Annotated in this window: 20 protein-coding genes; 6 read left to right on the plus strand and 14 right to left on the minus strand. The window is 28.3% G+C overall.

Features of this window, described 5'->3' with window-relative positions; translation table 11 throughout:
* Positions 1-42 precede the first annotated feature (42 nt).
* A complete protein-coding gene (locus tag HMPREF1092_RS12375; protein WP_002599007.1) occupies positions 43-1,527 on the minus strand; it encodes a leucyl aminopeptidase in 1,485 nt (494 codons plus the stop codon).
* Between the two features lie 12 nt (positions 1,528-1,539).
* Positions 1,540-2,055, minus strand: coding sequence for an anaerobic ribonucleoside-triphosphate reductase activating protein (gene nrdG, locus HMPREF1092_RS12380; RefSeq protein WP_002599008.1), 516 nt, complete (start codon positions 2,053-2,055; stop codon positions 1,540-1,542).
* Between the two features lie 265 nt (positions 2,056-2,320).
* On the opposite strand from nrdG, the gene HMPREF1092_RS12385 reads away from it, so the two are divergent.
* A complete protein-coding gene (locus tag HMPREF1092_RS12385; RefSeq protein ID WP_002599009.1) occupies positions 2,321-3,487 on the plus strand; it encodes an MFS transporter in 1,167 nt (388 codons plus the stop codon).
* Between the two features lie 139 nt (positions 3,488-3,626).
* Positions 3,627-4,055 (plus strand): EamA family transporter, encoded by a 429-nt coding sequence (locus HMPREF1092_RS12390; RefSeq protein WP_002599010.1) that lies wholly within the window; start codon positions 3,627-3,629, stop codon positions 4,053-4,055.
* Positions 4,056-4,094: 39 nt separating this feature from the next.
* Here the strand turns inward: HMPREF1092_RS12390 and HMPREF1092_RS12395 are convergent, their stop codons facing one another.
* The 3 genes from HMPREF1092_RS12395 to nrdD form a co-directional block, all read right to left on the minus strand.
* Positions 4,095-6,017, minus strand: a complete 1,923-nt coding sequence (locus HMPREF1092_RS12395; protein WP_002599011.1) for an aconitate hydratase — start codon at positions 6,015-6,017, stop codon at positions 4,095-4,097.
* Positions 6,018-6,042: 25 nt separating this feature from the next.
* Complete coding sequence (nifV, locus tag HMPREF1092_RS12400) at positions 6,043-7,200, minus strand: homocitrate synthase (RefSeq protein WP_002599012.1); 1,158 nt, start codon at positions 7,198-7,200, stop codon at positions 6,043-6,045.
* Positions 7,201-7,468: 268 nt separating this feature from the next.
* Entirely contained in the window at positions 7,469-9,586 is a 2,118-nt protein-coding gene (gene nrdD, locus HMPREF1092_RS12405; protein ID WP_002599013.1) for an anaerobic ribonucleoside-triphosphate reductase, read from the minus strand.
* A 248-nt stretch (positions 9,587-9,834) separates the two neighbouring features.
* Between nrdD and HMPREF1092_RS12410 the strand changes: the two genes are divergently transcribed.
* The 3 genes from HMPREF1092_RS12410 (at position 9,835) to HMPREF1092_RS12420 (ending at position 12,335) form a co-directional block, all read left to right on the plus strand.
* The gene (locus HMPREF1092_RS12410; protein WP_002599014.1) at positions 9,835-10,842 is read left to right on the plus strand and encodes a DUF3048 domain-containing protein; all 1,008 of its coding nucleotides are present in this window, start codon (positions 9,835-9,837) and stop codon (positions 10,840-10,842) included.
* A gap of 178 nt (positions 10,843-11,020) precedes the next feature.
* A complete protein-coding gene (locus tag HMPREF1092_RS12415; RefSeq protein ID WP_002599015.1) occupies positions 11,021-11,869 on the plus strand; it encodes a DegV family protein in 849 nt (282 codons plus the stop codon).
* Between the two features lies 1 nt (position 11,870).
* Positions 11,871-12,335 carry a PadR family transcriptional regulator gene (locus tag HMPREF1092_RS12420; protein ID WP_002599016.1) on the plus strand — a complete coding sequence of 155 codons (465 nt, stop codon included), beginning with the start codon at positions 11,871-11,873 and terminating at the stop codon, positions 12,333-12,335.
* A gap of 55 nt (positions 12,336-12,390) precedes the next feature.
* Here the strand turns inward: HMPREF1092_RS12420 and HMPREF1092_RS17275 are convergent, their stop codons facing one another.
* The 9 genes from HMPREF1092_RS17275 to HMPREF1092_RS12460 all read right to left on the minus strand — a co-directional run bounded on the left by HMPREF1092_RS17275 (position 12,391) and on the right by HMPREF1092_RS12460 (position 19,633).
* Entirely contained in the window at positions 12,391-12,555 is a 165-nt protein-coding gene (locus HMPREF1092_RS17275) for a hypothetical protein (RefSeq protein WP_002599017.1), read from the minus strand.
* Between the two features lie 120 nt (positions 12,556-12,675).
* Positions 12,676-12,864 (minus strand): ferredoxin, encoded by a 189-nt coding sequence (locus HMPREF1092_RS12425; RefSeq protein ID WP_002599018.1) that lies wholly within the window; start codon positions 12,862-12,864, stop codon positions 12,676-12,678.
* A gap of 36 nt (positions 12,865-12,900) precedes the next feature.
* On the minus strand, positions 12,901-13,737 hold the full coding sequence (locus HMPREF1092_RS12430) for an Mrp/NBP35 family ATP-binding protein (protein ID WP_002599019.1): 837 nt from the start codon (positions 13,735-13,737) through the stop codon (positions 12,901-12,903).
* Positions 13,730-14,626 carry a YhfM domain-containing protein gene (locus tag HMPREF1092_RS12435; protein WP_051070327.1) on the minus strand — a complete coding sequence of 299 codons (897 nt, stop codon included), beginning with the start codon at positions 14,624-14,626 and terminating at the stop codon, positions 13,730-13,732. The genes HMPREF1092_RS12430 and HMPREF1092_RS12435 overlap by 8 nt, the downstream gene beginning before the upstream one ends.
* A gap of 95 nt (positions 14,627-14,721) precedes the next feature.
* Positions 14,722-15,855 carry a hypothetical protein gene (locus HMPREF1092_RS12440; protein ID WP_002599021.1) on the minus strand — a complete coding sequence of 378 codons (1,134 nt, stop codon included), beginning with the start codon at positions 15,853-15,855 and terminating at the stop codon, positions 14,722-14,724.
* A gap of 74 nt (positions 15,856-15,929) precedes the next feature.
* Positions 15,930-16,772 carry a 16S rRNA (adenine(1518)-N(6)/adenine(1519)-N(6))-dimethyltransferase RsmA gene (gene rsmA / locus HMPREF1092_RS12445; RefSeq protein WP_002599022.1) on the minus strand — a complete coding sequence of 281 codons (843 nt, stop codon included), beginning with the start codon at positions 16,770-16,772 and terminating at the stop codon, positions 15,930-15,932.
* A complete protein-coding gene (gene rnmV, locus HMPREF1092_RS12450; RefSeq protein ID WP_002599023.1) occupies positions 16,773-17,321 on the minus strand; it encodes a ribonuclease M5 in 549 nt (182 codons plus the stop codon).
* A gap of 228 nt (positions 17,322-17,549) precedes the next feature.
* Entirely contained in the window at positions 17,550-18,611 is a 1,062-nt protein-coding gene (locus HMPREF1092_RS12455; RefSeq protein WP_002599024.1) for a G5 and 3D domain-containing protein, read from the minus strand.
* A 248-nt stretch (positions 18,612-18,859) separates the two neighbouring features.
* Positions 18,860-19,633, minus strand: a complete 774-nt coding sequence (locus HMPREF1092_RS12460; RefSeq protein WP_002599025.1) for a TatD family hydrolase — start codon at positions 19,631-19,633, stop codon at positions 18,860-18,862.
* Between the two features lie 100 nt (positions 19,634-19,733).
* Here HMPREF1092_RS12460 and HMPREF1092_RS12465 point away from each other — a divergent pair, with 100 nt between their 5' ends.
* Positions 19,734-20,405, plus strand: a complete 672-nt coding sequence (locus HMPREF1092_RS12465) for a Crp/Fnr family transcriptional regulator (protein ID WP_002599026.1) — start codon at positions 19,734-19,736, stop codon at positions 20,403-20,405.
* Positions 20,406-20,518 lie beyond the last annotated feature (113 nt).

Here is a 20,518-nt window from a genome sequence, read left to right on the forward strand (position 1 = left end):
TACACTAATCCTAAATTTGATTAGTGTATTTTAATTAAATTCTTATTTTGAACTTCTTTTTTTCAATAACTCATATAAAGTATTTACTGGAATTCCTGTTCCACCTTTTGCTTTATAAGGTTTTGGTGAATCTGTCCAAGCTGTTCCTGCGATATCCATGTGAATCCATGAAGTTCCCTCTTTTATGAATTTCTCAATGAAAAGACCTGCTGTGATTGTTCCTGCATATCTTCCACCAATATTTTTTATATCAGCAATATCTGATTTTATTAACTCTCTATATTCATCAAATGCTGGTAATCTCCAAAGTTTTTCTCCACATTTTAATGAAGCTTCTTCAATTTCATTAAAGAATTTATCATTATTTGAAAGTATTGCAGTTGTTGTATCTCCAAGTGCAACTAAAGCAGCTCCAGTTAATGTTGCTAAATCTATTACTTCTTTAACATTTTCTTTTTCTTGAATATATGTTACTGCATCTGCAAGAGTTAATCTACCTTCTGCATCTGTATTAAGAACTTCTATAGTAGTTCCTTGCATACTTCCAATAATATCTCCTGGTTTATAAGCTCCACCTGAAATCATATTTTCACAGGCTGCAACTACTGAAACAACATTTACTTTTAAACCTCTTTTAGCTATTAAAGCCATTGTTCCTACTACTGCAGCAGCTCCTCCCATGTCTGATTTCATTGTATCCATACTAGCTGTAGGTTTTAATGAATATCCACCTGCATCAAAAGTTAATCCCTTACCAACTAATCCTGTTACATTTTCTTTATTAGAATCATCTCCAAAGTATCTCATAACAATTAGTTTTGGTTCTCTTATTGAACCTTTTCCAACAGTTAAGAAAGCTTCCATTCCAAGCTCTTCAATTTTTTCTTTTCCTAAAACTTCTACTTGGAATCCATATTCTTGTCCTAGTTTAGTAACTGAATTAGCTAAAACTTCTGGATACATTACATTTGCAGGTTCATTTACTAAATCTCTTGCAATTATAATTCCTTCTGCAATATTTTCTCCTTCTTTAACAGCTTCCTTAATAGAATCTAATTTTGAATTATCAATACTACATCCTGATAATGAAACAAGAACTTCTTTTTCTTCTTTGTTTGATGATTTATATTTATCAAATTTATAATCTGAAAGAACTAAAGAAACTGTCATAGCTTTTGCTCTTTCACATACATCAAATTTATCAGTAACTATCATTCTTACTACTAAATCATTTACTTTTAATTCTTTAGCTTTTTTATAAGCTTTTGAAAGATTTACTTTAATTCCTTCTAAAGTACATTTATCTTCTTTTCCAAGTCCTAATAAAATTACATCTTGAATTTTTCCTTCAACTTCACGAGTATAGTTATAAACTTCTCCTGATTTTCCTAAGAATTTTTCATTCTTACTTAAGTATTCTACCATTTTCTTTATTTCAGGATTTTTTATTTCTAAACTATCCTCAAATAAAGATACTATTAATCCTTCTGATTCTTTACACTTTTTTGATTTAACACTAACTTTCATTTATTTCACTCCTTACATATATTCTTCCATTAATATTATTTTTCCTAATCTTAAGGTTTCTTGAACATTTATTATTCTCTGATTAGATGAGCCTCTAAATTTTAAACCTTTTCTAGAGAGCATTTTTTCAAATTTACCATCAATAAGTACATCTATATTTTCTAAAAGGTCTCTAAAGCCTTTTCTATTATCTATTTCTTCTAATAAGTACTCAATTGTATAGCCAGTAAATGACCAAACACTTAAGTTATTTTCTTTAAACTTTTTAGCCATATATGCAAATTCCTCTGCCCTTTCAAAAGGATCTCCTCCACTAAAAGTAACTCCTTTTAAAATTGGATTATCTAAGACATCCTGAATAAGTTCATCCATGTCTTTTTCTTCTCCTCCTGTAAAACTATGAGTATCTGGATTAAAACATCCTATACAATTATGTCTACAACCTTGTGAAAAAAAAACTCTTCTCATTCCAGGACCATTAACTAAACTTTCATATGCTATTCCTGCAAGTCTTATCTTTTTCGCCAAAGAAATCAGCTCCTCTAATCTTTGTTTTATATTATACTACTTTACTCTGATTTAATAAATACATTTGATAACTATTATTAATTAATTCATTTTTTACACAACTTCTTTTATTTAATTATAACCTATTTTTCTATATTAATAACAATCAATTAATATACTCTAAAAACTATATACACAAAAATTTATAGGTGTATAATTAAAGCCGAAAAAACTAAACCAGTTCTTTAATTTAAAATTTTTATAATATTTTTCAGGAGATTTTTTTATGAAAAAACGAAGTATGTATATGCCAATTTTAATGGCAATTCCTAGTTTTGGGTTAGGTTTTATGTGGAATATGAAAAGTACTCTCCTTCCACTTTTAGTTAAGACTGTAACACCTTCTGATTTTAAACTAGGATTAATTGCCGCACTTTGCTCTTTTACTGGAATTTTCTTTCCATATATAGGCGGAGTTTTAAGTGATAAAAAAAGATTTAAAATGGGAAAAAGAAAACCATGGTCTCTTTTAGGAGGAATAATAGGTGGAATTTTTGTTTTTCTATTAGGATTTTCTAAGAGTTATATAGAAATGCTTATATGCGTTTTCGTAGCTTGGTCTTCCTTTAATTTTTTCCAAGGAGCATATTATTCTTGGATGCCAGAAAGTGTTGAACCAAATCAAGTTGGTTCTGTTAATGGATTAGGAAAATTATTTTATTCTTTCGGAGGATTATTATTTTATTTATTTGCTGTAATATTATTTAACATAAATCATAAATTACCTTTTATTTTAATCGCAATTTTAGCTTTACTACCAATATTATTTATTTGCTATTTAGTAAAAGAAAAAGATACAGAAACTACAACTCCCCCAAAACTTAATTTAGATTTTCTAAAAAATTTACCTGCTATGAAAGTATTTTTAACAGGTTCATGCTTTTATTTTGCTTATGGAATAATAACTCCATTTTGGATACCTTATTATGAAAAAAGAGATCACTTTAGTGGTACAGAAATAAGTTTTGCCTTAACTGCTCTAACATTAGTTGGGATGATTCTTTCCGTTTTCATAGGAATGCTTTGTGATAAGTGGAGAAAAGATAGAGTTTTTCTTATTTGTTGTATAGTTTACGGAATTGCATTTATTATTGGTTGGGATGTAACAAAACTATATATGCTTTGGATATTTGCAATAATTTCAGGAATTGCATTTATAATGTTCCAAGTAGCTTACTATTCATTAGTTCCTGAAATAGCTCCAAAAGGTCACATAGGTGAATATATGGGAGTAAATAATATATTTATATGTATTCCTCAAATTATTAGTAGTATTATAGGAGGAATTTTACTAAATAATAATGATGGTGTAATTATATTTCCTATTGCAATAATAATGATGATTATAGGTTCAATAATTATAGCAACTTATAAAAAACCTAAATTTGCTTAAAAGAAATGTGTTTTTAGCACATTTCTTTTTTAATTTCCTAATAAATTAATTTTATAATATTAAAAGTTATAATTTAATCGCTAAATATTATAATAGGTTAAATAAAGTAGTATAATCTATTATTGAATGGGGGGATTTTATGCCACTTTGGTTTATTTATGCTATTTTAGGTGCCGTATTTGCAAGCTTAGTAAGTATTTTCACTAAGCTTGGAGTAACAAATATTAGTCCTTCTTTAGCTGGTACTATTAAAGCTATTATTATGGCTATATTTTTTATTATAATTTCATCTTTTAATGGTGATTTCACAAAACTTTCAGGTATAACCAACTATAAGAAAGACCTTTTATTTTTGGTTCTAACTGGAATTTTTGGAGCACTTTCATGGTTATTTATGAATTTTGCCTTTAAACATGGTAGTGTAACTAAAGTTGTACCAATAGATAAAATGTCTATAGCAATCACTATTTTACTATCAGCACTAATATTAAAAGAACACTTATCAGCAAGAACTATAATTGGTGTTGCTTTCATAGTTATAGGTGGAATAGTTATAGCTTTACATTAAAAAAAGAAAGATACTTAAATTTTAAGTATCTTTCTTTTTTTAATTTTTATATTTTACATAATTCAGTCTTCCACCTGCATAAATAACTTCAATTTCTTTATAAGTTAAATCTACAGTTGCTTTGAATTCTATTCCCTTTGTATTATTTCTAAAAGTTACTTCTCCAAGCTTTAATTCATTCTTTATATTATCACAAATAATCTCATCCATTAAATCTATACAATCATAACTTTTTTCATCTTTAAATTCTAAAGGAATAATTCCATTATTTATAAGATTAGCCTTATGAATTCTTGCAAAATATTTTGCTAAAACGGCTTTTATTCCTAAATAAAGTGGTGCTAATGCTGCATGCTCTCTACTTGATCCTTGCCCATAATTATCTCCTGCAATTATTAATCCTCCGCCATTTTCTTTAGCTCTATTTGGAAATTCTTTGTCAACTGTATTAAAACAGAATTCTGAAAGATAAGGAATATTTGATCTAAATGGTAAAAGCTTTGAATTTGAAGGCATTATATGATCTGTTGTTATATTATCTTCAACCTTTAATAAAACTTTTCCACTTAATTTTTCATCTAAAGGTTTATTAACTGGAAATGGCTTTATATTTGGACCTCTTTTAACTTGTACCTCTTTATTAGTTTTTGCTGGAGTTAAAATCATTGAATCATCAATAATAAACTCTTCTGGCATTTCTATATTTAAATCAATTTTCATTTCTCTAGGATCTGTAAGAACTCCATTTATTGCTGAAACTGCTGCTGTTTCAGGGCTAACTAAATAAACTTTAGCTGATAAAGTCCCACTTCTACCATAAAAATTTCTATTAAATGTTCTTAATGATATTCCATCTGTACCAGGTGCTTGCCCCATTCCTATACATGGCCCACATGAATTTTCTAATACTCTAGCCCCTGAGCTTATTATATCTCCTAAAGCTCCATTTCTAGCTATCATCTCCATAACCTGTCTTGATCCTGGTGCAATAACAAGGCTAACATCTGGATGCACCTTTTTTCCTTTTAATATTTTAGCTACTTTCATTAAATCTTCGTAAGAAGAGTTTGTACAACTTCCTATAGCTACTTGATCAACTTTTATTTTACCTATTTTTGAAACTTCTAAAACATTATCTGGTGAATGTGGTCTAGCGGCTAAAGGTTCTAATTTATTTAAATCTATAGTTACTTCTCCATCATAAACTGCCTCTTCATCTGGTTCAAAATATATAAAATCTTTTTCTCTATTTTGCGATTTAAAAAATTCTAATGTTCTCTCATCACTTGGAAAAATAGAAGTAGTTGCCCCAAGCTCAGCTCCCATATTTGTAATAGTAGCTCTTTCTGGAACTGAAAGAGTTTTAACTCCTTCTCCTCCATATTCAAATATTTTCCCTACTCCACCTTTTACTGAAAATTTTCTTAAAACTTCTAAAATTATATCTTTAGCCGCAACCATTGATCCTAGTTTTCCTGTAAGATTTATTTTATAAACTTTAGGAGTATTTATATTATATGCACCTCCGGCCATAGCAAGTGCAACATCAAGTCCTCCTGCGCCCATTGCAAGCATTCCAACTCCCCCTGCTGTTGGAGTGTGGCTATCTGAGCCAATTAAAGTTTCACCTGGTTTTGAAAATCTCTCTAAAAATACTTGATGGCATATTCCATTTCCCGGTTTTGAAAAATAAACTCCATGTTTTGAAGCTACGGTTTGTATAAATTTATGATCATCTGCATTCTCAAAGCCTTGTTGTAGCATATTATGATCTACAAATGCGACAGATCTCTTAGTTTTTACTCTATCTATATCCATAGCCTCTAATTGTAAATATGCCATAGTCCCAGTAGAATCTTGAGTTAAAGTTTGATCTATTTTAATTCCTATTGGTTGTCCACTCTCTATTTTTCCTTCAACTAAATGCTTTTTTAAAATCTTTAAAACTAAATTATCCCCCATATAAAATTCCCCCTAACCTTTTATTCTAATTTCTAGCTTTTAAATCTTTATATTCTTTATAAAGTCTAACTAACTCTTTATCAAAAAGGCTTCTTTTAAGCCTAACAGCTATTGCTCTAACCATATCTAGTATACCCTCAGCTTCCTCTTTATTAAGTTCAATTCCATACTCCTTAAATTTATTTATAATAGCTGATTTACCAGAATGTTTTCCTATGACAATTTGTCTCTCTAGTCCAACAACTTTTGGATCAAAAGCTTCATAATTTTTTGGATTTTTTATAGCTCCATCCGCATGTATTCCTGATTCATGAGCAAACATATTATCTCCAACTATGGCTTTCCATGGAGGTAATTCTCTACCTGCTGCTCTTGATACATATTCTGAAACTTCTCTAAACATTTTTGTATCAAAATTAGTATCATGACAAAGTAATATTTTAAACGCCATAATCACTTCTTCTAAAGCAGCATTTCCAGCTCTTTCTCCTAATCCATTTACAGTTACACCAATATGATTTGCTCCTGCTTTAGTTCCTGCTAAAGCATTAGCTGTTGCCATTCCAAAATCATTATGTGTATGCATTTCTATATCAAATCCTGTATTTTTATATAAATATTCAATATCTTTTTTCAATCTAAAAGGCTCCATTATACCTACAGTATCACAATATCTAAATCTATCTGCTCCTGCTTTTTTTGCTGTATTCATAAATTGAACTAAAAAATCTTTATCTGCTCTTGATGCATCTTCTCCATTTACAGAAACATATAATCCATTTTTCTTCGCAAATTCAACTGACTTAACCATATTTTCTAGAACCCATTCTCTTGAAGTTTTTAGCTTATGTTTTATATGAATATCTGAAACAGATATAGATATTGCAACTGCATCAACTCCACAATCAATTGATTCTTCAATATCTGAAATTACTGCCCTATTCCAAGCCATTATACTACTTTTTAAATTTCTATTTGCTATATTTTTTATTGCTCTTTTTTCATCCCCACCCATAGTAGGAATTCCAACTTCTAATTGATCTACCCCAAGCTCACTTAACATTTCAGCTATAGCAACTTTTTCAGCATTTGCAAATACTACTCCTGCTGTTTGTTCACCATCTCTAAGGGTTGTATCTACTATATAAATTTTTTTCCCATTCTCAGGATTTATTATTGCCATTTATTACGCCCCCTCTTTAATCCCCAATTTAATTTCTAATTTATACCATAATATCATAATAAATACATTTATTCAATGATTTTTGCAGGATTATTTTTTTCTCTTGCATTTTAAAATATTTTTATTATTTTTTTATTCATAACGCAACACTTATTTGCAACTTTTTTTTATTTTATTGCATTTATTTAAAATTTTTATTTTTATAGAAAACATTTCTTTATTTTTGTACAAAAAAAGAACTCAAACTTTTAATTTGAGTTCTTTAATATTAGCAATTTCTATAATAATTAGTATGAGATGCAGTATGAGTTATTCTATCTTCTCTCTCATGATATTTACCAGGTCCAAATCTTTCATCAAGACTTAAATATCCTGTAACTCTTGAAACACCTTGTATATCATTTCCTTTGCAATTAGGACAAACTTTATCTTCATTTTTAAGATAAGTTCCACAATCTTTACAATATCTTATATGAAAGTTAATACCTAAATAACTTATATTAGTTTTTTTATAAGCATAATTTAAAATATCCATTATAGCTTCTCCTGTTGGACAATCATCAACTTCTAAGTAACTTATATGTCCTCCATTACATAAGCTATGATAAGGTGCTTCAATATCTATTTTTTTAGTTATTGATATTGGACATCCTACAGGAACATGGAAACTATTTGTATAGTATTCTTTATCAGTAACACCTTTTATTAATCCAAACATTTTTTGATCCTGTTTTATAAATTTTCCGGAAAGTCCTTCTGCTGGTGTAGCATAAGCACTCCAATTAAGATTTGTTTCATTACATAACTTATCACAGTATTGTCTTAAATAAGTTATTATTTTAACTCCTAATTCTCTAGCTTCTTCTGACTCACCATGATGACTTCCTATTAATGCAGTTAATGTCTCCGCAAGTCCTATAAATCCAATTCCCCAAGTTCCTTGTTTTAAAATTGGTTCTATTGAATCATCTTGATTTAAATTTTCAGAACCTTTCATTAAATGTTGTCCTGCAACAAAAGGTAAATCTTTAACTCTTAATTTTTTCAGTACACTATACCTATGCATTAGTGATTCTTTTGCAGTTTCCAATCTCTCATCTAATATATGGAAAAACTTATCAATGTTCCCTTCAGCTTGTATTCCGATTCTTGGAAGGTTTATAGTAGTAGGAGCTATATTTCCTCTACCTTTACATCCAGGTTCTCCATTTACATTTTTCATTAAATAAGTTCTACATCCCATAGTTGCTGGCATATATCCCTTATCATAATAATATTTATTGAAGTCAGCATCTATATTCATAAATGTAGGGTTCATTCTTTTTGCTGCTACTTTACAAGCTAATTCATATAAATAGTAATATTTATCTTCTTTTTCTCTATTTATACCTTCTTTAACTCTAAAGATTATATTTGGAAATATTGGCTGCTCACCTTTTCCTAGTCCTTTTTCGTATTCTAATAAGAATATTTCACAAACTAAAGCTGCATCTTCTGAATTTGGTATTCCTAAGTTAATTGATGAGAAAGGAACTTGTGAACCTGCTCTTGAGTGCATTGTATTAAGATTATATACAACTCCCTGCATTGCTTGGTGAATTCTCTTTCTTAATCTCTTTTCTACTAGTTCATTTAATTTACTTTCATCAATTCCTAGTTCAATAAATTCTTTTTTTATTTCATCTCTTGTCGGTTTAACAAATACTGCCATATCATTGTCAAAATCAGGATGACTTTGACCTCCAAACATATCATTTTGAGTTGACTGTAGAAGAATGCATGAAAGCTCTGCTGCTGTTTCTATTCTTCTTGGTGCATTTATAGTTCCATATCCAGTATTAAATCCTTTTTCTAATAATTCTCTAGTTGGAATATGAAGACAATTTGTTGTTAAGTTATAACTATCTAAATCATGATAGTATAAATCACCAACTTCATGTCCTTTTGATAAATGCTTTGGCATAGTTGCTAAATTGTGCCATTTGTTTGATTCAGATGCAATTCTTAAAAGTTTGGAGCTAAAATTATTTCCAACATTAGCATTATCTCTATCTGTTTCAACACCAATTTTTCCGATGGCTTTCATAAGGTCTGATTTAATTTCTCTAACTTTTGTTCTTTCTTTTCTGTAGTTTCTATAAGCTATAACAACACTTTTTAAACTTGTATCTCCTAATGCTTTTTCAACTAAGTTTTGAACTTCCTCAACAGAAACTCTGTCATTTCCCGTCATTTCTATATAATTTATTACCTTTTGAACTATGTCAAAAATTTGACTTGTTCTAAGTTTTACACCTACTTCTGTAGCTGCTTTCTGAATTGCATTAGCTATTTTAGATGAATTAAATTCAACCTCTCTGCCATCTCTCTTCACAACATATAGCATTTAAACTACCCCCATTACACAATATCTAGTATATTTATTACTGTATTATTATACTTCAAAATATATACAGGTGCAATTACCTTTTCCTATATATTTGTTTGATATAGTTATACTTATGTCTATTTATCTCTATTTTTTAGTTTATTTTGTACTTTTTCTTTTATGATTTAATAAACATTAAGTTATCTTTTTATAGTTCAAATTAATATACATAAAGTATATTAATTTTTGAAAAAGAAGGTGTTAAAATGAAAAAATTATTTTTTATTCTTACTATATTTTCTAGTTTCTTATTGATAGGTTGTAATAAGAATTTAGAAAATAAAGAATCTACTCAAACATCTGCAGGTGTTAATAATAATATTCCAAAAGAACCCCTTATTTATCCATACACTGGTGAAATTTCTTCAAATGATCCAAATTTGCAAACTGCTTACATGTCAATAATAGAAAATTCTTCTTTCGCAAGACCACAAAATGGATTATCAGAGGCAGATATTGTTTATGAAACTTCAGCAGAAGGTGGTATTCCTAGATTTTTAGCTTTATTCCATAAAAATTCTCCTGAAAAAATAGGACCTGTAAGAAGTGTTAGACCATATTTTTTAACTTTTGCTAAAGAACATGCTCTTCCTTTTGGACATTGTGGAGGTTCTTCTGCAGCAATTAGTGAAATTAAATCTGATTCTTCCTTAATGAGTTTAAATGAAATGTTTAATTCTAAAGCTTATTTTAGAGATAATAATAGAAAAGCTCCTCATAATTTATACACTAGCTCAGATAAGCTTAAAAATTTGATAAAAGAAAAAAACTTTAATATTTCCGCAAAGCAATTCTTTAAATATGATGAAAATGCATTAAATACTTCAAAAGAAACAGCAAATAATATTCATATTGAACCTAATAAAATTTATACAATAGACTATAAATTTGAAAATGGAAAATATACAAAATATATGGATAATGAAGCATCTATAGATGCTAATAATAATAATCCAGTAGCCTTTAAAAATGTAATAGTACAAAAAACTGATATTTATTTAAATGAAGATGGATCACATTTAGACATAGATTTAGTAGGTGAAGGAACAGGTTACTTATTTACTAATGGAAAAAAATCTGATATTACTTGGAATAAAATTTCTGAATATAGTCAAACAAAATTCTATGATTCTAAAGGAAATGAAATCAAACTCTCCCCTGGAAATACAATAATAAATGTTATTGATAAAGAAGCTAAAATTTCAATAGAATAAAAATTTAAATTTTCTAAACTCAATTTTTATTAAAATTATAAAATTTGAGTTTCTTTTTTTAGAATTTTTTAGAAATAAATTGCAAAACTATATCAGTAGTGATATAGTTTTAATTAGCAATAGTGATATAGATTAAATTAGCAATAATGATATAGTTTGTACTAAGGAGGATTTTAGTATGCAAAAAATTGCTTTAGTAACCGATAGTGGTTCTGATTTAACATTAGAAGAATTGAAGGAAAACAATATAGAACTTGTTCCTTTTAGAATAATATACCCAGAAAAAGAATATAATGATGTTTTAGAAATTTCACCAGATGATGTCTACAATAGATTAAAAGAACATATTCCTACAACTTCATTACCAAGTATTGATTACATGGAAGGAGTATTAAACAGATTAGAAAAAGAGGGATATACTCATGTAATTATGATTTCAATTTCAAGTCATTTCTCTGGTACTGGAAACTCATTTAGATTATTATTAGAAGATCATCCTAATTTAACATCTTTTGTTTTTGATTCAAAAACATTAAGTGCACCTCAAGGAACTCTTGTATTAATGACTGCTAAGATGATTAGAGATGGACTTTCATTTGAAGAAATATGTGAAAAGCTACCTGTTCTTAGAACTCAATCACATGGATACTTCACAATTGATACATTAGAGTATTTAAAAAAAGGTGGAAGAATAGGTTCTGTTGCAGGTACAATAGGTTCTGTTCTTAATATAAAACCTATTATATGGGTTTCTGATGAAGGTGTTTATGAAACATATGCAAAAGTTAGAGGACAAAAACAAGCTCTTTCAAGATTACAAAAAATAGCTAAACAAGAACTTGATAAATATGGTGATTGTGATGTAACTGTTTTATCAGGAGGCGCTGATGATCTTGCTCAAAAACTTTATGAAATGATAAAAGATTTTGAGCACATAAAAAGTATAAGATTTTCAAAAATAGGTCCTGCATTAGGTGTTAATACTGGACCTGGTACTGTGGGAGTATCATTACAAGAGGTTCATTAATATGAATGATAACTTTGAATACACTAGCTTAAAGGATATAAAATCCGAAGAGAAACGTTTATATAACGAATATAAAAAGAGGATGGCTGAACTAAAAAAAGCTAAAAAAGAAAAAATTAAGGCTACTAGTTCAGGGCAAGTATTTACCAAAGGATTATTACCTATATATGTTTTGCATATATTAAATTTAAATCCTACTAACGGTAACGAAATTGCACATAAAATTTCTCAAAGAACTGATGATAAATGGCGCCCAAGTACAGGTGGAATATACCCTATCTTAAAAAAGCTTGAAAGCGAAGGATTGATTATTGGTGAATGGGATGATCCTAAAAAGAAATTTAAAAAAATATATTCAATTACAGAAGAAGGTCATAAAGATTATTTAAGAAAAAAAGCTCTTTTAAAGCCTAAAATTGAAGAAGCACTAGATGTATTTAATTTAATATACAATGATATTTATTAATAAAAGGAATGCTATTTTAGCATTCCTTTTATATTTTAGAATAATTTTATTTTTTTCAGTAAATAATACTTTTATGGAGGTGCATTATGTTTGCGAAGATTATAGATTTAAATAATTCAGAAGCTTTTGTAATATCAGATTCAGATATTATCAAAGTTATTCCTATATCATATGTAAATAATAATAATATAGGAGATAAAATCTTTATACCTTCATCCATGGCAACCTCCTCCCATTCCTACATTAACACTACTAATAACTTAATTTAAATTGTTCTCTTAAAAACATTTCACACAAATGATAAAAGGCTATAAACTAAAAAGTTTATAGCCTTTTATTTTTATTCTACTGTTATCGCATTTACTGGACAGCTTACTTCAGCATCCTTAGCTTTTGCTATAATATCATCTGAACTTGGCTCTGCTTTTGCAACTGCCTTTCCATCATCATCCATTTCAAATACTTCTTCACATAATGTAGGACATAACCCACACCCTATACAAGTATCTTTATCCACTTCTGCATGCATAATTTAACGCCTCTTTTCTATTAAATTAAGAGGTATTTAATATAAGCCTTCGAATACAAGTGAATATAATGGATTATCTATAACATACTCTTCTGCCTTACCTTCTTCTAAAGCTTCAGTAAGCTCAAGATTTATAGGAAGCTCTCCAATTAAAGGTAATCCTAAATATTCAGCATGCTCTTCTGCTGACTTTTTACTAAACACTCTAATTTTAGTTTGGCAATTATCACATGAAATATACGCCATATTCTCAACTACACCTTTTATTTTAACTCCAACTTTTTGAGCCATTATAACAACTTTTTTAACTATCATTGAAACCATGTCTTGTGGAGTTGATACAATTACTAATTCTTTAACATTAAATTCTTGCATAACTGTTAATGCTATATCTCCTGTTCCTGGAGGCATATCTATTAGTAAATAATCTAAATCTCCCCATACAGTATCAAAATACATTTGATTTAAAACACCATTTATAACTGGTCCTCTCCAAATTACTGGATCATCTTCAACTTCAGTTAAAAGATTCATTGATATAACTTTTATTCCTGATTCAGTTTCAACAGGTATAAATTTTATATTATTTTCATCAACTTGCTTTATTCCAGCTCTTTTTTTATTAATTCCAAAAAATCTTGGCATTGAAGGTCCTGTTATATCAGCATCTAAAACTCCAACTTTATAACCTTTTTTTCTTAACATTGAAGCCATTATTCCTGTTATAGTTGATTTTCCTACTCCACCTTTTCCACTAATTACACCTATTACATTTTTTATATTTCCGTATTTAGGTGTTTTAGCTGATGGACATATTTCAATTCCTTTTGATGCACATGAACTTTGGCTTGCACATCCATCACAATTACTCATTTCCTTGTCCTCCTAAAGTATACCAATCATTTGGTACTTGATTTGGTTGGCTAACCTCTATATCCCATTTATTAAAATCAAATTTACCTATAACATAATATTTTTGATAAATATGATTTACTCTATCATCTACAGTTATTATTGTTTTAAATAAATTGCTGCTATACCCTCTATTGTTAGCACTGATAATTACATTAAAATCATTAAAATTACCATTTACAAGTTTTGCTCCTAGAACAACCTTTTGAAGTTCTTGTGAGAATTTTTGTAAATCCTCTGAGAACAGATATCTAACACATTCAACGTCCCCTAAGACATCTACTCCAACTTTGGCATTTCCTTTATCATAATAATGTTTAGTTAAGTCAATCACTTTCATAATACTTCCATAATAAATTTCATTAAAATCTCTCGGCTTCCTTATAAATGAAAGATTATTTATTATAGTATCATCTAAGTTTTTAGGCACTTGGAAAGCTTGATTTTTATCCCAGAAGTTTCCTTCTCCACTTTTATCTACGCCTACAACATAATCATATTTTTTAACTTTATCCCCAGTATAAACTTCAAATATGTAATCTGGAGGCAATGAACTTCCTTTTGGTCTAACACTACCATGAGATAATGTTTCATATAATTGATGAATAGCTTTTGGATCTGTAATTATAAATCTAAATCCTGGATCTCTACTATTTTGAATAACTATTTTATCTACTTTAGTTTGCACTATGTAATTAAAATCATTATTTCTAAATCCTAATTTAACTAGTATTCCATTAATAGGTGCAAAACCAATAAGTAAAAGTCCAGCAGCTACTATAATGACTATTGCAACTATTATCTTTTTACCATTCACTTCAATATCACCTTCTCTATTTATGTTTTTCATAAATTAATTAGGAGAAGCCTTAGGCTCCTCCTAATTATAATTATTATAATACTTTACACATTTTATGGCAACGAATTAACTTTTATTTAATAATCTTACTTTGTTGGCACTACTACAGTAGCTTTCTTATAATCATAGAACATTAGCCAATATCCATTACCATCATTTTCTTTACCTTTAATCCAGGTAACAAAACCAGATTTACCCATATAAGGTTGATCTTCTGCATTTTTTCTACCTTTTATAGCATAAATTATATGCTTTAAATTACCTTTATTATCACATTTATATCCAATTAAAAATTGTTTATTTTTTATTATATAAGGATAGTAGTTAATCATAGGATTATAAACAATTGAATGTTTGTCATGATTTTTAGCATCACACATATCATCAATGGTATTTACGGGAACTTTATACCATTTACAGTATTTTATCTCTTTGAAGCAACCTTTAACCTCTTCAAAGCCTTTTGCTATATTTTCAAAGAAGTTTCCAACTCCACCTCTAAGTTTAAAATTATCTGGATCTATATTAGCTTCTTCAATACTTCTTTCATAACACTCGAAGTCTTCTTTGCATTTCATGTTAATTTTGATTTGCTCTTCTATTTTATCTTTTTCATTACATTTCTCTTTACATTCTTCTTTAAACTTTTCTTTACAATCCTCTTTATCTTTGTCTTTTTCCTTATCTTTATTCTTGTCCTTTTCTTTATCTTTACACTTTTCTTCTTTTTTAGGTTTTTCTACTTTCTTAGGCTTTTCTTCTTCTTTTGGTTTTACAATTGATTTTTTATCATCACTTTTTATAACAGGACAATTTTTCCATCCAGTTCCTGGTTTTTCTCCATTCATAAAACCATATAACATGAAAACAAGTTTTCCACCTGTATTTTTACATATTCCAGCTCCTGAAATCTTATCAAATGACATATTTATTCCAGCTATATTTTCTGAATGATATTCTTTACTAGCTTCACCTTTTCCATTATCAGATACTAGTAGTGGACCCATATCTATTATTTGTTTAGTATCTTTTTTATAACAAATAAGTACTATGGAATAATTGTCTTCCTTTTTTAAATTTTGAGCATAAAAAGTGATTTTGCATTTGTCTCCCTTAGCTTCAATTTTTGAATAACCTGATACAGCTTTATCGCCGCTTGATGCATTATTTTCGTCCTCTTGTAATATTATGAAATTTCTATACAATTTATTATGTGCCAAGTTACTTTTACCTCCACATGTATATTTATTCCATATAATATATGCATCAATATCCTAAATATGATAATACTATTTTATTTATATGCATAAATTTTATCTGCAAGAATTGCAAATTCTTCTATTGTAAGAGTTTCTCCTCTTCTTTTAGGGTCAATGTTAGCCTCTTCAAAAGCTTTTTCTAAATCTGCCTTTCCAACTCCTAGATTTTTAACTCCATTCCATAAAGTTTTTCTTCTCATATTAAATACATCCCTTATTAAATCAAATAAAAACTTCTCATTTTCAACCTTTACTCTTGGTTTTTCTAATCTATCAAGTCTTATTATTATAGATTCAACCTTTGGTCTTGGCATAAATGAACTAGGCGCAACAGTTCTTATAACCTTAGTTTCAGCATAATATTGAACCATTAATGAAAGTGATCCATAATCTCTTGTATTTGGCTTAGCATCCATTCTATCTGCTACTTCCTTTTGAATCATTATAGTAATACTTTGAAATTTTGCTCCACTTTTTAAAAGTTGAGCTATTAAAGGTGTAGTAACATAGTATGGTAAGTTAGCTGCTACTTTAACACTCTTTTCTTCACCTATAAGTTCATCAAAATTAACTTTTAGTGCATCTTTATGTATAAGCTCAAAATTATCATAATCTTTTAATTCCTCTTCTAATATAGGTATTAAATCTTTATCTATTTCAATAGAAGTTACTTTTTTTGCTTTTTTAAGCATTTCTACTGTTAATGTTCCAACTCCAGGTCCTATTTCTATAACAAAATCTTCTGGCCCTATCTCTGCTCCATCTACAATATCCATTACAACTTGCTTATCTATCAAAAAGTTTTGTCCTAAACTTTTAGTAAAATTAAATCCATGCTTTTTTACTATATCCTGCGTTTTATAATTTGTTAAATCCATCTACTTATTTATCTCCTCTTCAACCTTTTTTACTGCCTCTACAAATTCCTCTTTTGATATTCCATAATTATTTAATCTTGAAATCATTTGCGCACTATTTCCATAACCAATTCCAAGTATTTTTCCTAAAAGAATTCTTCTTTTTTTAGAATCCTTATCACCAGTTAATTTAAAGTACATCATGTCTTCAACATTATACTCTTCTCTCTTTTCTTCAACAGTTATTTTTACATTTTCAAGAGCTTTTATTATTGTTTCTGGAGATGCATTTTCAACTCCAATATCGCCATCTTTTAAACCTTCATCTTGAGAAATATAAGCATGCTTTATTCCTTTTACCCTTTTTGAAATAATGCTTCTAATCTTTTCTCCAGCAAAATCTGGATCAGTAAAAACAATAACCCCTTTTCTCTTTTGTGCTTCTTTTATTCTTTCTATAACTTTTCTATTTATACCAAATCCACCAACTGCTATGCATTCAGCATCTACTGCTCTTTTTATAGCATCAATGTCATCTCTTCCTTCAACTACTATAACTTCTTTAATCATAATATAGACTTCCTTTCATGAAATTCCCCCAAATATAAATAACTGTCTTATATTTTAGTTAAAATGAACTTAATTATATTTGAAAAAACCCCACACTTCTTATTTATATATTAAATTTACATATATATATTAATTATGTCAAACTCAAAATATAAAGATCAATTTATTTTACAAACACTTATATTTAATAAAAATAGAGGATAAGATTAATCCTATCCTCTAAATTATTTACCATTCGCCTGGATATGCAACTATATAAGCATTTAGCCCATATCGTCTACCCCATTGTATGCACCTTTCATTCGATGTAAAATATACGTCAATTATATTTCCCTTGATAGCTCCACCAGTATCTGCTGCTCTTGCAAGTCCATATCCTTCTACATATACTAAACTTCCTAAAGGAATAACTCTAGGATCTACTGCTATTGTGCTAATTCCACCCGGGTTATATACTGGCTTAACTCCTGTTGCAGTAGTACCATGTAAAGCATAAGCTGTAGATTGAACTACTAATTTCTTTTTATACTTTAAAGGTGATCCACTTCCTCTATTAGGTATATATTTAACTGGATTTTTAGTACCTTGCATTACTAATGCATTAACTGGTTTTGAAAGTGTCTTTGATTGTACTTCTTTCTTAGAAACTTCTTTTCCATCTTTGTAAGTTACCTTATAAGTTACTTGTTTCTTTCCATTTGTACCTTCACTCTTAACTACTTTTTTTCCTTTTTCAAGGTTTGAATCATTTTTAACAACTGTTTCGTAAGGTATTGATTTTTCTTCCTTAACAGTTTTAATTTCCACATCTACTACCTTTACATTCATATTAGGTGTAATCTTTGTGTCAACGCCTGGATTTACTTCATCTAAATCCTTATTATAGTCAATTCCTTTTGATTTTAATTCTTCAATATCTGCTTCTAATGCTTGTCCCACAGTTTCTTCAGCGGTATGAAGGGCAATTTCCTTCCCACTCATCTTAACATTTACAGGAACAGCAGTTTTAACTATAATTTTATCATTCTCATCAATTTTAGATTCTAAAGAAGGTTCTACCTTATCTTTATCTTTAACTTCAATACCTTTAGATAGTAACACCTCTTCAACAGTTCCTTTGTAAGTAACTAAAGTTTCTTCTTCCCCATCAATAGTTACTTTAACAGTCTTTCTAACATTTACGATAACTATCGTAGCTAGAGCTAAACATACAGCTATAGCTAATGTTAGTTTTTTTGCATTAGGACTGTTAGAAAAATTCTCTTTACAAGCTTTAAATTTTTCTACCATTTTAACCTCCTTTGGCAATATAAGCAAATTTAATCTTTTTGTAACCTTTTAATTAAATTTATCCCTATTGCTCTTAGAACTATCGTATTTATCATAAATTTTATCTATGATTTTAGCTCTAATTTTCCAATTTAAGTTTTTAAACTAGGAGTTTCCCCCTAAATGGCATACGAATAGTAAAGCTATCACTTTTAATTACCATATTTTATTTTTTTATACAATCAAATCCATTATATTTTACTTTATATTTATATTCTCATCAACTTGAAAAAATTCTCATTTACTTGATTATTTAATTCTTTTGGGCTTATTTCTCTAATTTCCGCTATTTTTTCAATAATCTCTTTTATATAATCTGAACGATTTCTTTTTCCTCTGTTAGGAACAGGTGCCATAAAAGGTGCATCAGTCTCTACAAGGATTCTATCTACAGGAATCTCTTTAGCAACTTGAACTAATTTTTTTGCATTTTTAAATGTTATTACACCAGTGAATCCAATATAATATCCAAGTTTTATACATTCCTTTGCAAACTCAACACTTCCTGAAAAACAATGAACTGTCCCTCTAACCTCTGGGAATTCCTTCATTATATCTAAAGTATCCTTATGTGCATCTCTATCATGTATTACAACTGGAAGATTTAATTCTTTAGCTAAAGCCATTTGTTTTCTAAAAGTTTCTTTTTGAACTTCTTTTGGAGGATTTTCTTCCCAATAGTAATCTAATCCAATTTCACCTACTGCAATTACTTTATCATTGTTATTTATAAGCTCTTTTATTTCCTCTAATCTTTCATCTGTAAGCTCATCAGCATTTTCTGGATGAATCCCTAAAGCTCCATAAATAAAATCGTACTCATTAGTTAAATCATAAACTTCTTTTACACTTTCATATGAAGAAGCACAATTTAATATTCCTATTACTCCATTTTTACTCATTTCATTTAATAGTTCTTTTCTATCTTCATTATAATCTTCTGAATCATAATGAGCATGTGTATCAAAAATCTTATAATCCATTTTATTAACTCCCTTTTTTTCTAATAAACTTTATTTATCATTATACAGTATTATATAATACTAACAAAACTATTCATAAAGAAAGAAGGTGTATTTAATTATGGATTTAACTTTTACTATTTTAAAAGAAACAAATTTATTTAACCATTTTACTAATGAAGAGTTTGATAGATTTCTTAATAACCCTTTTGTAAAGCTAAAAAATTATTCAAAAGAAGAAACTATATTTTTAGAAGGAGACTCTTGTACTGGCATAAGTCTAATTATTGCTGGTGAAGTTCATATTCAACAAAATAATTCAATAGGGAATACACTTACAATATCTAAATTACACCCAAAAAATATTTTTGGTGAAAACATAATGTTTTCTAGTGACTGTGTTTATACAGTAGATGTTGTTTCAAAATCTAATTCAACTATTCTACATATAAATAAGAAAGTAATAACTGAAATGCTTATGAATAACGAAAAATTTCTAATTAAATTTTTAACTCTACTTTCAAATAAGTCAGTTGTTTTAAGTTCTAAATTGAGACAATTAAATATGAAATCTTTAAGGGAAAGAATTTCTACATTTTTATATTCAGAATATAAAAAACAAAATTCATGTACAATTAAACTTTATTCTACTAAAGAAGATTTAGCTAAAAACTTTGGAGTTCAAAGGCCATCATTATCACGTGAATTAATAAATATGAAAAATGATGGCATAATCACTTATGATCGTAAAAGTATAACTATTTTAGATATAGATAAATTAAATTCTTTTTAACTAACAAGAAAAATAATACTGATTTCAAAAATTATAACATGTAACTTTTTCTTATGGTTTTTGACACTAAACTGCCACAATTGTATCTTATAATAAATCTTGTAAAGTAGTTA

This window comes from Clostridium thermobutyricum (assembly GCF_000371465.1).
GTDB lineage: Bacteria > Bacillota > Clostridia > Clostridiales > Clostridiaceae > Clostridium > Clostridium thermobutyricum.